Annotated in this window: 12 protein-coding genes and 3 pseudogenes; 9 read left to right on the top strand and 6 right to left on the bottom strand. The window is 67.3% G+C overall.

Features of this window, described 5'->3' with window-relative positions; all coding sequences use genetic code 11:
* The first annotated feature begins 423 nt into the window (after window positions 1-423).
* Complete coding sequence (locus ACIHAR_RS37545) at window positions 424-564, top strand: hypothetical protein (RefSeq protein ID WP_400023722.1); 141 nt, start codon at window positions 424-426, stop codon at window positions 562-564.
* 338 nt (window positions 565-902) lie between these two features.
* On the opposite strand, the pseudogene ACIHAR_RS37540 reads toward ACIHAR_RS37545, so the two are convergent.
* A pseudogene (locus ACIHAR_RS37540) lies at window positions 903-1034 on the bottom strand (LuxR C-terminal-related transcriptional regulator); the annotation flags it as partial.
* Between the two features lie 252 nt (window positions 1035-1286).
* Between ACIHAR_RS37540 and ACIHAR_RS37535 the strand changes: the two are divergent.
* Genes ACIHAR_RS37535 through ACIHAR_RS37525 form a run of 3 tightly spaced genes read left to right on the top strand, consistent with a single transcriptional unit; the run spans window position 1287 to window position 2905 of the window.
* Window positions 1287-1937, top strand: a complete 651-nt coding sequence (locus ACIHAR_RS37535) for a hypothetical protein (RefSeq protein WP_400023720.1) — start codon at window positions 1287-1289, stop codon at window positions 1935-1937.
* Window positions 1938-1983: 46 nt separating this feature from the next.
* On the top strand, window positions 1984-2457 hold the full coding sequence (locus ACIHAR_RS37530; protein WP_400023719.1) for a hypothetical protein: 474 nt from the start codon (window positions 1984-1986) through the stop codon (window positions 2455-2457).
* Between the two features lie 52 nt (window positions 2458-2509).
* The gene (locus tag ACIHAR_RS37525; RefSeq protein WP_400023717.1) at window positions 2510-2905 is read left to right on the top strand and encodes a contact-dependent growth inhibition system immunity protein; all 396 of its coding nucleotides are present in this window, start codon (window positions 2510-2512) and stop codon (window positions 2903-2905) included.
* A gap of 42 nt (window positions 2906-2947) precedes the next feature.
* Here ACIHAR_RS37525 and ACIHAR_RS37520 read toward each other — a convergent pair.
* The 3 genes and pseudogenes from ACIHAR_RS37520 to ACIHAR_RS37510 form a co-directional block, all read right to left on the bottom strand.
* Window positions 2948-3634 (bottom strand): annotated as a pseudogene (locus ACIHAR_RS37520) (IS5 family transposase); the annotation flags it as partial.
* Between the two features lie 87 nt (window positions 3635-3721).
* Window positions 3722-4438, bottom strand: a complete 717-nt coding sequence (locus tag ACIHAR_RS37515) for an acetate uptake transporter family protein (RefSeq protein WP_400023716.1) — start codon at window positions 4436-4438, stop codon at window positions 3722-3724.
* Window positions 4439-4792: 354 nt separating this feature from the next.
* Entirely contained in the window at window positions 4793-5368 is a 576-nt protein-coding gene (locus ACIHAR_RS37510; RefSeq protein ID WP_400023714.1) for a Dps family protein, read from the bottom strand.
* Between the two features lie 229 nt (window positions 5369-5597).
* Here ACIHAR_RS37510 and ACIHAR_RS37505 point away from each other — a divergent pair, with 229 nt between their 5' ends.
* Window positions 5598-5759 (top strand): hypothetical protein, encoded by a 162-nt coding sequence (locus tag ACIHAR_RS37505; RefSeq protein ID WP_365468402.1) that lies wholly within the window; start codon window positions 5598-5600, stop codon window positions 5757-5759.
* A gap of 237 nt (window positions 5760-5996) precedes the next feature.
* On the opposite strand, the pseudogene ACIHAR_RS37500 reads toward ACIHAR_RS37505, so the two are convergent.
* Window positions 5997-6694, bottom strand: a pseudogene (locus ACIHAR_RS37500) (alpha/beta hydrolase); the annotation flags it as partial.
* 172 nt (window positions 6695-6866) lie between these two features.
* On the opposite strand from ACIHAR_RS37500, the gene ACIHAR_RS37495 reads away from it, so the two are divergent.
* Window positions 6867-7232: a hypothetical protein gene (locus ACIHAR_RS37495; protein WP_400023712.1), complete on the top strand. Its 366-nt coding sequence runs from the start codon at window positions 6867-6869 to the stop codon at window positions 7230-7232.
* Here the strand turns inward: ACIHAR_RS37495 and ACIHAR_RS37490 are convergent.
* A protein-coding gene (locus tag ACIHAR_RS37490) for an IS5 family transposase (protein ID WP_400023710.1) occupies window positions 7222-8042 on the bottom strand; the annotation gives its coding sequence in 2 pieces (ribosomal slippage) (window positions 7222-7700 and window positions 7700-8042; 822 coding nt in all). The two genes, ACIHAR_RS37495 and ACIHAR_RS37490, sit on opposite strands and share 11 nt — an antisense overlap.
* 81 nt (window positions 8043-8123) lie before the next feature.
* Between ACIHAR_RS37490 and ACIHAR_RS37485 the strand changes: the two genes are divergently transcribed.
* The 3 genes from ACIHAR_RS37485 to ACIHAR_RS37475 all read left to right on the top strand — a co-directional run bounded on the left by ACIHAR_RS37485 (window position 8124) and on the right by ACIHAR_RS37475 (window position 11998).
* Window positions 8124-8941 (top strand): IS5 family transposase gene (locus ACIHAR_RS37485; RefSeq protein ID WP_400023729.1). Its coding sequence is split into 2 segments (ribosomal slippage): window positions 8124-8472 and window positions 8472-8941, totalling 819 coding nucleotides; the frame shifts between segments, so codons are not numbered across the junction.
* Window positions 8942-9308: 367 nt separating this feature from the next.
* Window positions 9309-11201, top strand: a complete 1893-nt coding sequence (locus tag ACIHAR_RS37480) for an amidohydrolase (RefSeq protein WP_400023709.1) — start codon at window positions 9309-9311, stop codon at window positions 11199-11201.
* Between the two features lie 134 nt (window positions 11202-11335).
* The gene (locus ACIHAR_RS37475; RefSeq protein WP_400023707.1) at window positions 11336-11998 is read left to right on the top strand and encodes a hydrolase; all 663 of its coding nucleotides are present in this window, start codon (window positions 11336-11338) and stop codon (window positions 11996-11998) included.
* Window position 11999: the final 1 nt, after the last annotated feature.

Below are 11999 nucleotides of genomic sequence, written 5' to 3'. Positions count from 1 at the left end.
GTGCGGTCAAGAGGGTGTCTAACTCGGTCGTCACAACCCGATGTTGGACACCCTCCCCGCGTCCGTGAACCCCGCATTCGGAACTACTCGTCTAGACCTTCCCGCGATTGCGCAGTCGTCTCCTGGTAGGGCGTTTCGTGAACTTCCGGCGGGGGCGTGCTGCGTAGTGGCAGGGTGTCGTTGGTGACGGCTGAGCAGGTAGGAATGATTCGTCAGGAACGACTGGCGGGGGCACGCCGAGCAGCGTGGTGGCCGGAGCCCGTCGAGCGGGAATGGGCCTGGGGAATGGACGGAGTTCCCAGGCCGTGAGCGCACCACCGGTCCCCGCACCATCAGCGCCTCCCTGGCCATACTGCGCACACGGTTCGGACCCCGCCACCGACCCCGTCGGCTGCCGTCGGCATCCATGTCCCGGGTCACACCGTGTGCCTTGACCACCTGAGCGACACCGACCGCGACGCCTACCTCGCCAGCTTGGCGCCCGGCGCCGACATCGACCACCGAGGCACCTGCTTCAACGCGCGTCACGCCCCGGACCGCACCACCCCAATCGCCCTCTACTGACCTTTGCGGGTGATGTCGTTGGGGGCTGACGATGTGTGATCGTCGCGGTATGCCTGTTGTGTGAGATATCCGCAGGGTGGTGGGCTGATGCCTGAACGGCAGGGAGAGCGTGTACAGCGCGGCAAGCGTGGCGAACACCGCGTCGGTGACCAGGGCGGTCGGGAGCGTGAGGACGAAGGTCGTCAGTGGCAGGCGGCGGCGCAGAACGAGGGCGAAGGCGGCGAGCAGTGCGCAGGCCATGGCGGTTTGCTGCTCGACGTCGACGTTGACCCACGTGTCCGCCAGCGCGGCCGTGACGAGCCCGGCGTCCAGCAGCGGAGCCGGCAGGCGCCGGGGGTTCACCGGGTGTCCCCGGCCCGAGACGGCCCCAGCATGTCCGCCCGCTCGGCGATCAAGGCCGCCTGGACGCGGCTGCTGACCTCCAACTTGCTGAGCACCGCGCTGACGTGTCCCTTGACGGTGCCGGCGCTCGGCAGCGCCGGCCCGAGCGCGCCTCGAAGCGTGCTCGCCGGGCGCTCGCCCCGGCCGGACCGAACGGACGTCAGATCGCAGTGCCCGCCACCGCGACGCTGCTGCCGATCGTCGACGTTGGCCAGGGCAAGCAGCCGCATTCATGAAGAGCAAGAGGGCACTGGTGACCGGGATGTTGAGCCCGCACCGCCGCTCGGGGAACATGGCAGCGTCGCATTGCCTGAACCTCGGTTGCACCGCCAGGGGGGACTGTGTCGATTATCGCTTCCGCAGGCGTCTCACTGGTGACTGTGGCGGCCACTCTCAGCGGTGGCTGGCTGGTCACGACTCGGGTCACGGACTACTGGGACCGGGTCAAGAAGGACCGGGAGATGTACCTGGCCGCAGCCCAAGACTTCCAGCGTCTCTACGGCGAGTTCTTCGCCATCTGGAAGACCTGGAGCACCCTGAACAGGCCCGACGCGGCAGGCTTTGCCCCCGAGGAGGCCAGGTGGAGCTGCCTTGAACGGGCGGCAGCGGTCGAGGGCGAGGTCGAAGCCCTCATGGCCAAACTCGCTGCCGAGCACTTACTGAGCGAAGACCAGATCAACATGCTCGGTGGTGTCCGCCAGGCGTTCAAAGTGCTTCGCCGAGCCATCGGCCAAGGACAACCGCTCAACTGGTGGTCCTCCGAGGCCGAGCCCTATGCCGCCTTCAAGTCACTGAGCGCAGCCATGTCTGTGCTGCTGACGACTCCAAGGCGTTCCAAGAGGAGGCCAAGTGCCACCGAAGCCGCTGAGGTGTTCAGACAGATCACCCACAACCGTCACGAAGACATCTGGATGACATCAGCCCGTCGTCTCGGCCACCAATCCCACGGATCAACAGCACCCGCCAGACGCCCACCACACCTCAGAGCTTGACAACGACTGATCCACAGAAAGGGCAGTTTCTGGTCAATTCGCCTTGATGATCAAGGACTCTCGGCAAGCCAAGAGTGTCGATCAACAGTTGCGGCACGCCGCAGCACAAGTGAAGTTCATCAACAAGTGGACGCAGACCCGGCGGCTTTCTGAGCAGATGCCTGATGCCCAGGGAGTCAGGGACTGGCTCGATGACTGCCTTAAGTCGGCTGAACGGCAAATGGTCGCCGCCCAGCCCAGGGAAAAACCTGCGGGCATGCTCAGGCTCCTCATGCTGGAGTCGCTGAAGTCACGGACTGCGCAGTTCGCGCGAGTACTCTTCTGGCTATCACTCTTCTTCGTCAACTTCACAGCCATTACGGGTACCGTGGACGTCGTCAGTGGCTACAAAGGAGAAGACGCGCTCACCCTCTCCGAAACTGTGGCCTCCGTCATCATCTTCGGCGCGCTTAGCGCTTCCTTCCGCGGCTGGGCGAGGGCTGCAGAAAACCAGTTCAGGACAAAGGCAGGCCACGAGTGAATTGAAAGCACTCTTGGACCGCGTTTGAGATCTGACATGGGATGATCGGTCGGTGACTCGACTCGTGAACCGTGACCGCTCCCTTGAGGAGCTTGAGCGCGACCGCTGGTCGGCCCCGTCGGGCGGTGAAACCCGGCTGATGGCGACTGTGCGTGAGCTTCGGCGCAAGCCGATCGGCGGCCTGACGGTCGAGGACATGCGGCTATTGATCAGGCAAAACGTGGGCCTTGCCTATCTCCTGCCCCTGGCGGTGGAGGTCCTCCGGATCGACCCACTGGCGGAAGGCGACATGTATGAGGGCGATCTGCTGGCCGCCGTGCTCACCAGGAGCGCGGAGGTCTGGAGAGAGTCCCCCGAACTCGAGCGGGATGTCCGTCTGATCGTCTCGGAGTTGGCCGATGTGCCGCCTGCCCTAAAACCCGACGTTGGGGGGTTTTTGGCTCTGTAGCTCGCCGGCGGCAGCTACCGCGGCGAGGGGCCGGCAGGCTGTCTACGAGGAGTTTCGCACGGCCGGCCGTGGGCCGGGACGCGTCGCAGCACGACCCCGGGTGAGCCGACGGACCATGACGCCGATCATGGCCCATCGAATCATCGTCTCGGAGTGGGCCGGACTGGTCTCGTAGTCCCGGCCCAGGCGCCGGTGGGCGGTGAGCCACGAAAACGTACGCTCTACCGCCCACCGCTTGGCCTGGACTTGGAAGCCGCGCTGGTCAGGGTCCTTGCGGACGATCTCCAGGTCACGGCCGAGGATTTGTGCGGCCCACTCGACCAGGCGGCCAGCGAAGCCCCGGTCGGCCCAGACCTTCTTGACGCCGGGGTGGTCGAGCCTGGTCCACAGCAAAGGGCGCTTCGCGCCGTCGCGGTCCTGGATGCTCGCCGCGACGACGTGGACGGCCAAAAGCAGGCGCAGGGTGTCGGTGACGATGAACCTCTTGCGGCCCTTCACCTTCTTGCCCGGGTCGAAGCCTCTGGTGGCCGCGGGGACCGTATCGGCAGTGCGGACGGACTGCGAGTCGATCAGGCCCGCGCTCGGCTCCACGTCGCGGTCGTCAGCTTCACGGACCCTGCCACGCAGAGCGTCGTGGATGCGCTCGACGGTGCCATCGTCGTGCCACCAGATGAAGTACCAGTACACCGTCGGCCACGGGGCGAAGTCCTTCGGCAGCTGCCGCCAGGCACGGCTTGGCCGTAACCGCCTCGAACGCGGTGGAGTTCAGTTCTTTGCACCCGCCTGTTCTATGTGTCTGCTCGACCGGTCAACGACTCACAGCGTCCGTCGCACACCCGCCTGGCGTTCGAGGTTGCGCAACTGCACTGTCAGGTCTCCTTCCACGGCGTCGTGCGCCGGGCCCCGACGTCCCACGGGCAGAACCTCCTCGCCCCTCATGTCCTCCAGCATGAGAGCGAACGCGGCATACATGGCCACACCCGCGAGGAGCAGTCCGAAGGCCCCGGAAATGTAACCAAGCCAGGCGGCACCGGTGAAGTTGAAGAGCGAGGCCACGGTGAAGCGCGGTACAGCCACACAGAGAACGGCCCACATCGCACGCTTGCGGGTCGCGACGGCCGCCATCATCAGAGCGAAAACGGCGAACACGAGATTGAGCATGCCGAGCGCCTCTGCGCCCGACGGGGGATCGAGGGCCAGCACCAGGGAGCTCGCCAGCCAGGTTCCGGAGAAGCATGCCATGAGCGTCGCCGCGAGCACGTCCCTCGCCCCGAACGCCAGGATGCTCACTATCAGTTGCAGGATGAAGGCCGGAAAGATCGTCAGGGCCACGGCCCGATGAGCATGGTCGCCCAAGAAGCCCAGCTGAAGGCTTCCGACAATGACGGAGGCGATCGCCACCGCGAAGAAACCGACCGGCATCGGGGAGGCGATGGGGTGGAGGTTGATGCGGGTCATCGGCCGCAGGTCCGGTTCGAAATGCCTGCCTGTTGGTTCAGCCTGTTCTGCAGGTGATTCGGGACTGCTCCTCATGGTGAATTCTCCTCAAAGTGGTGCTCGCTGGAGAGCAGGGGTTGCGAACAGTCGGCCTGCGAGGCTCGGGGCATCGCCCAGGTCTGTCCCATCGAGGGCAGGCCGCAGCGCGTAGTCGATCCCGCTCCGTATGAAGTGGAAAGTGCTGATCGTCAGTGCACGGCACCTGCGTGGCACGCGCACCTCGCGAGACGTGGTTCGCTCCTGCACCGCAATCCGGTGCGGGGCCTGGTCGCAGGGGTTGGTGTGCCAGTTCCGCCGAAGAGCCCGCGCCTTGTCGGGCTGCGGACCCGCGTCGGGTCACGGGACGACGCGGTGATGCTCGCGCCGAGCCACGCCGTGAGCATCGGCGGTTCAGGTGTGAACGAGGGGGGTGTCGACCAAATGCTCGGCCAGGAACCATGCCTGGAGTTCGCCGGTGCGGATCACCTGTGAGACCAGCAGGTCGTTGGTGCCGTCGTCGCCCAACTCCCCGATGCGGGCCGCCGCGTCATGGGCCTCGATGAGGATGGTCTCGTGGGCCTCCAGCAGCCGGGAAAGCATGGCCGGCACCTCCTCCACGCCGTCCGGGGGCCGGGGAATCGAGGTGATCTCGGCGACGTGCCGGGAGTCTCCGACCGCGACACCGCCCAGGGTCTGGATGCGTTCGGCGAGGGCGTCGATGAGTTCGAGTTGTTCTGCCGCGTGCTTGTCCAGCACCAGGTGCAGTTGGTAGAAGGTCGCGCCGCGCATCAGCCAGTGGTGCTTCTTGTAGAGGCCGTAGAGAATCTGGGTGTCGGCCAGTACTTTGTTGAGCCGCTGGCAGGAGTACATACGGGCTTCGTAGGACAAGCCGAGCGGGAACTGCTTGACGGTCCCGAACTCCTGGATGATCTGCCCCTTCTGGTGCAGCCGTGGCTGGCTGCTCATGTGCTGCGAGCTGGTGGTCATGATCCGCCTCCTGCGGTCTGCTGCGTGTCTGCGCAGGTGACACTAGGTGCGCGCAAGGCGGCCTCGTTGCCCGGGAGCGCATGCGACGGTGCCCGGTAGCGCACTGGTCGACCGCGCTGTGCCCGTGTTCGTTCTCGAGCAAGTCTCGGTGCGCCGGCGGACACGGCGCGGTGCCTCGCCGCCTCTAGCCTCTCGCAGATGGCGTGGCCGACGGGCACCAAGGAGAGGCATGAGTGTGAGCGAGCAGGCCGACGTGGTCGTCCTCGGCCTGGGCCCCGGAGGCGAGTACATCGCGGGTGCGCTGGCAGAAGCCGAGCTGGATGTGGTGGGGATCGAGGCGGAGCTCGTCGGGGGCGAGTGCCCGCTCTGGGCTGCGTGCCCAGCAAGATGATGATCCGTGCCGGAAATCTGCTGGCCGAGGCGGGCCGTGGGCCCTTCCTTGCCGGTGAAGTGAAGGTGACTCCCGACTGGGGCCGCGTTGCCGGTCGCATCCGGGGCGAGGCCACCGACGGCTGGAACGACCAGGTGGCCGCTGACCGCCTCGCGGCGAAGGGCGGCCGGCTCGTACGCGGAACAGGACGGCTCACCGGGCCGCGCCAGGTGACGGTCGGCGGACGTACGTTCCAGTTTGGGCGCGCTCGGACTCGTCGGTCGTGTACTGGTCCCAGAACCACCGCATGCCGTCGCGGCGCAGGAAGTATCCAGTGGCGAACTGGTGCTAGGACGGCGAGTCGAAGGCCGCGTCGGTGACTGGGTAGAACAGCACCTGCTGCACCAGCGGGATGCCGCCGCGCTGCTTGGCCTCAGTGTCAGCGGCGGCGGTCATGTTGCCGCCGACCGAGTCACCGGCGACCGCGATGCGGGTGGCGTCCAGCCCCCTCGCCTCGCCCTGCTCCACGACCCACTGGGTGACCGTGAATTTCTGCTCGACGGCGACCGGGTAGCGGGCCTCGGGCGAGAGGTCGTACTCGGGGAAGACGAGGCGGCCTTCGCGTCGGCGGCGAGTTCGCGGACGAGGCGGTCGTGGGTGTAGGCGTTGCCGAAGACCCAGCCCGCCCCGTGGATGTAGATGATCACCGAGAGGGTGCCCTCGGCGCCGGCGGGCTTGACGATTTGCGCGTGGACGCTGCCCGTCGGCCCGCCCGAGACGGCGATCCACTCCTCGTCGACCGCCGGCGTGGCGATCTCGCCGGCCTGCGCCGTGTCGACGGCCCTGCGTCCTTCGGCCGGGGCCAGGTCGAAGAGGCAGGGCGGATTGGCGGTGGCCTTTGTGAAGGCGGCTGTGGCCGGCTCCAGGACCTGCTGGCCCGCGACGGCGTCGGACATGCGGATCTCCCGCAATGTTCGTGGGGTGCCGTTCCTTCCGGCATGACGGCCCGGATCCCACGGAGGGCGTCCGAAGTCACTCCCCGCGACGCTAAGACGCCGTTTCCTTTGGCTTGCGTGACGCTGCTGACCGAGTCAGATGTTTGTCAGTGTGGCGTGAGAGCCTCCAGCTATGAGCTACGACTTGGCTGTCTGGGAAGGTGAGCGGCCGGCGGATGACAGGGCCGCCGGGCGGGTCTGGAGGGGCCTGTACGTGCGCTATCTCGACAGTGACGACGGTGAGGTTGAGGAGCCTCCGTCCGAACGCATCGCTGCCTACGTTGCCGCGCTTCTTGAGCGGTGGTGCGACATCACGGAGGATGAGGCAGCGTCCTCGCCCTGGTCGAGCGGTCCTCTGATCGGCAATGCAAGTGGCCCGGTCATCTACTTCGGGATGAGCTGGAGCATGGCCGAGGAAGCATCGGCCTACGCGGCAGACCTGGCGAACTCGATGGGGCTGGTCTGTTTCGATGTGCAGCAGAACGGACTCAGGCCTTGAGCGGGGAGACCAGTCGGCGGTAGGCGATGAGGGCTGCGGCGATGCCGACGAAGGCGAGGAAGTGTTCGGCCTTGCGTTCGTAGCGGCGGTGCAGGCGGCGGCATCCGGCCAGCCAGGACACCGTCCGTTCGACGACCCAGCGGTGTCGGCCAAGCCGGGTGGACGACTCGATGCCCTTGCGGGCGATCCGATGGCGGATGTGACGCTCGCGAAGCCATTTCCGCAGGTGGTCGTAGTCGTATCCCTTGTCGGCATGGAGCTTGGCCGGACGTCGACGGCGGGGTCCGCGGCGGGAGCGGATGGGCGGAATCCCGCGCACGAGCGGCTGCAGGACGAGGCTGTCGTGCATGTTGGCTCCGGAGACGCCCAGTGATAACGGCAGACCGTTCCGGTCGGTGATGAGGTGGATTTTCGATCCCGGCTTGCCACGGTCGGTCGGATTCGGTCCGGTCAGTGGCCCCCTTTTGCCGCCCGGAGGCTGACGGAGTCGATCGCGCACCGCGACCAGTCCAGCTCGCCTCTGGCACCGAGTTCATCGAGAAGGACGCGGTGGAGCCTGGCCCAGACCCGGGCCCGGCTCCACTGGGCGAAGCGTCGGTAGACCGTGGGCCAGGCCGGCCCGAACACGGGTGGCAGCTGCCGCCAGGTGCAGCCTGAGGTGGCGACGAAAACGATCGCCGCCAGGCATTCACGGTCACCGGTCCGCCGCCGCCCGCCGCCCTGCGGACGTATGACCTCCATCGGCGGGACCACCCGCCGGAACAACAGCCACAACTCGTCCGGCACCAACCGCTCGATCAGATCCGTCATGCACTGCTCAACGAACGGTCACGCCATCAGAAACGGCGTCTAAGACGGTGTCCTATGTGGTGAGGCGTCGTTGGTATGGGCATGGGGCGGGGTACATGGAGTTGGATTGTTCCGGACGGGCTGTGGGAGATCGCGAAGCCGTTGATCCCTCCGTCAAAGGTGCGGCCGCAGGGTGGCGGGACACAGGACACGCCTGATGAGACGCTGTTCGCGGCCATCATCTATGTGCTGGTCAGCGGCTGCGCCTGGCGGTCCTTGCCACCCTGCTTCGGGATATCGAAGTCCACCGCCCATCGCCGATTCCTGATCTGGTCCCGAGCCGGCGTCTGGGGCCGTCTGCACGAGGCCGTCCTGCACCGGCTCGACGACGCCGGCCTCATCGACGTCACCCGCGTCGTCCTCGACACCGCCCACGTGCGGGCTAAAAAAGGGGCGAACACACAGGTCCGAGCCCCGTGGACCGGGGCAAGCCGGGTTCCAAGATGCACATCCTGTCGGACGCGAACGGACTGCCCCTGGTCGTCGGTGTCTCCGCCGCGAACGTCCACGACAGCGAAGGGCTGAAGCCCATGGTCGAGGGTCACCAAACGAGACACGACCCCCACAACGGCCGCCACTTCAAGCCCCAACGCCTGCATGCCGACAAGGCCTACGACGTCCCTCACCTGCGGAAATGGTTACGCGGCAAGCGCATCGGCGTGCGCATCGCCCGCAAAGGCATCGAGTCCAGCGCACGGCTGGGCCGCCGCAGGTGGGTGATCGAACGGGCGATCTCGTGGCTGTCCGGCTACCGCCGACTCAGCCCCCGCTACGAACGCCACTCCCGCAACTACCTGGCCTTTCTCGGCCTCGCCGCAGCCATCTGCTGCTACAAGCGACTCATCCGCCTCACCACATAGGACACCGTCTAAGGCCGCCGAGCGCGCGGCCATTGCCCACGGGCCCACCGCTGCTGTCCTCACGGTGCACGGCTGCGTGCGGGGGTCTGCCATGACGATTGAGCGCTGGGCGTGCCAGTGCACAGTGAGGCAAAGTCCTGTGCGCTGGCGGGATACGGGGGCGCGTCTGTTGTGTCTATCGTGATGGCGTAGCAACCGCGGCCCCTTACGAACAAGGTCTGCCCTCGTTCTCAGGCACGACGATGTCGGTGGAGATTCACTCGATTCGAGTAATTGGGCATCCGAGCGTGGCTGAATCGCCAAAGTCCGCCAGCTGCCGACCCGTGACTTGGATCGCTAGTCGTTTTCCCAGAGGGAGTTTCAGGAGATGTCAACAATGCCTGTCGGCGGGCTCGTTCCGCATGCCGTCGACAATGCCGCAGAACTCGTCGTCCGCAATGCGAAGATCCACACCGGGGACCCGGGCCGCCCGCATGCGCAAGCCCTCGCCGTCCGCGACGGCGTCATCACGGTCGTCGGTGACGACAGGGACGTGGCCGGACACGTCGGCCCGGGCACGAAGGTGGTCGATGCGCTCGGGCGGCGGGTGATCCCGGGCCTCAACGACGCCCATCTGCACGTGATCCGCGGGGGCCTGAACTACGTACTGGAACTGCGCTGGGACGGTGTGCGCAGCCTGCGCCAGGGCCTGGCGATGCTGCGTGAGCAGGCCGCTCGCACCCCGAAGGGCCAGTGGGTGCGCGTGGTGGGGGGCTGGTCGGCGGAGCAGTTCGCCGAGCGTCGGCTGCCCACCGTGGCTGAGTTGAACGCCGCCGCCCCGGACACGCCGGTGTTCGTCCTGCACCTGTACCAGTCCGCCGTGCTGAACCGGGCGGCACTGAAGGCCGCCGGCTTCAGCAAGGACACTCCCGATCCCAAGGGCGGGCAGATCGTGCGGGGCCGGGACGGGGAGCCGACCGGCATGCTGCTGGCCGCTCCCAGCGCCCTCATCCTCTATTCGACGCTGGCCAAGGCGCCGGTGCTGCAGAGCGAGGAGGACAAGAAGACCTCCACCCGGCATTTCCTGCGCGAGTTGAACAGGTTCGGGCTGACCTCGGCGATCGACGCCGCCGGCGGATTCCAGAACTTCCCCGACAATTACGCCACCGTCATCGAACTGGCCAAGGCCGGACAGCTGTCGCTGCGCATCGCCTACCACCTCTTTCCGCAGACTCCGGGCCAGGAGATCGACGATCTCGCCCGCTGGATCGAAATGGCCCGCCCCGAGGACGGAGACGAATGGCTGCGTCTGAACGGCGCGGGTGAGAACCTCACCTGGTCGGCCGCCGATTTCGAGAACTTCGCCGAGCCGCGTCCGGAACTCACCTCCAACTACGAGGTGGAGTTCGAGAAGGCGGTGCGCCTTCTCATGGAGAATGGATGGGGTTTCCGGCTGCACGCCACCTACGACGAGACCATCCGCCGTGACCTCGCGGTGTTCGAGAAGCTCGCCGCGGACGGGCTGTTCCCGGCCGGGAACCGGTGGCTGTTCGACCATGCCGAGACCGTCTCCGCGGAAAGCCTCGACCGTATCGCCGCCCTCGGCGGGGCGATGTCCGTGCAGAACCGCCTGTCCTTCCAGGGCGAGGCGTTCCTGCGGCGCTACGGCCCCGGCGCCGCCGCGGACGCGCCGCCGATCCGCGCCATGCTGGACCGCGGCCTGACCGTGGGCGCCGGCACCGACGCCACCCGGGTCTCCTCCTACAACCCCTGGGTCGCCCTGCACTGGCTCGTCAGCGGTCGCTCGGTCGGCGATCTGGCGCTGCGCCCGCCGGCGAACCGCGTCGACCGGCAGACGGCGCTCGCGATGTTCACCCGCGCCGGCGCCGCACTGACCGGCGAGGACGACGTCAAGGGCGTGCTCCGGCCCGGCTGTTACGCGGACCTGGCGGTGCTGTCCGACGACTTCTTCAGCGTGCCCGAGCCGGACATCGCCCATATCGAGTCGCTGCTGACGGTGACCGGCGGCCGGATCGTCTACAGCGCCGCCGAGTACGAGGGGCTCGACGAGGAACTTCCCCCCGTCAGCCCGGCCTGGAGCCCCGTGGCGCACTTCGGCGGCTACCAGGCGTCCCACCGGGCGGCCCTCTCCGGCGCCGGCCAGGCGGAGTCGCTCGGCCAGGCCATCGCCGAGTCGGAGCAGCACCGCCAGTGGCGCATCGCGCGCGGCCTGGTCCCGGACGCCGCGAGCACCCCCTTCGATCCCTGCTTCGACTTGTGAACTCCCGGAAGGGGCCCGGCCCTTGCGTCGCCCCTTCCGGGACACCACCCACCAGCTCCGTCCCAACGGACGGTTCTTCCCACCACGGCACGGACAGCAGTCCGCGCCATCCTTACCGAGAAAGGCTCACCATCATGGTCAACATCGCCGAGGTCACCGCGGCCCCCAGCCCCGACCTGCTCACCCCGGACAACTGCGCGGTGCTGTTCATCGACCACCAGCCGCAGATGTTCTTCGGCACCGGCAGCGGCGACCGCACCGCCATCATGAACTCCACCGTGGGCCTGGCGAAGTCCGCGAAGGTGTTCGACGTGCCGGTCGTGCTGAGCACCGTGGCCGCCGAGACCTTCTCCGGTCCGATCATGCCGCAGCTGGCCGAGGTCTTCCCCGAGCAGAAGATCATCGACCGCAGCACGATGAACGCCTGGGAGGACGTGAACTTCGTCGAGGCGGTCAAGGCGACCGGCCGCAAGAAGCTCGTCATCGCGGGTCTGTGGACCGAGGTCTGCGTCGTGCTGCCCGTGCTGTCCGCCATCGCTCAGGGCTACGAGGTCTACGTCGTCACCGACGCGTCCGGCGGTGTCAGCCCGCAGGCCCACGAGCACGCCGTCCAGCGCATGATCCAGGCCGGCGCCGTCCCGGTCACCTGGGTGCAGGTGCTGCTGGAGCTGCAGCGCGACTGGGCCCGCACGGAGACCTACGCCGCCGTGGGCGACGTGGTCAAGGAGCACGGCGGCACCTACGGCCTCGGCATGGTCTACGCGCAGGCCGTCATCGGCGCCCACGCCGCCGGCTGAC

This window comes from Streptomyces sp. NPDC052016 (assembly GCF_044548445.1).
In the GTDB taxonomy this organism is placed as follows: domain Bacteria; phylum Actinomycetota; class Actinomycetes; order Streptomycetales; family Streptomycetaceae; genus Streptomyces.
Note: the sequence above shows the minus strand (reverse complement) of the source record. Positions and strands in the feature narration are given on the sequence as shown.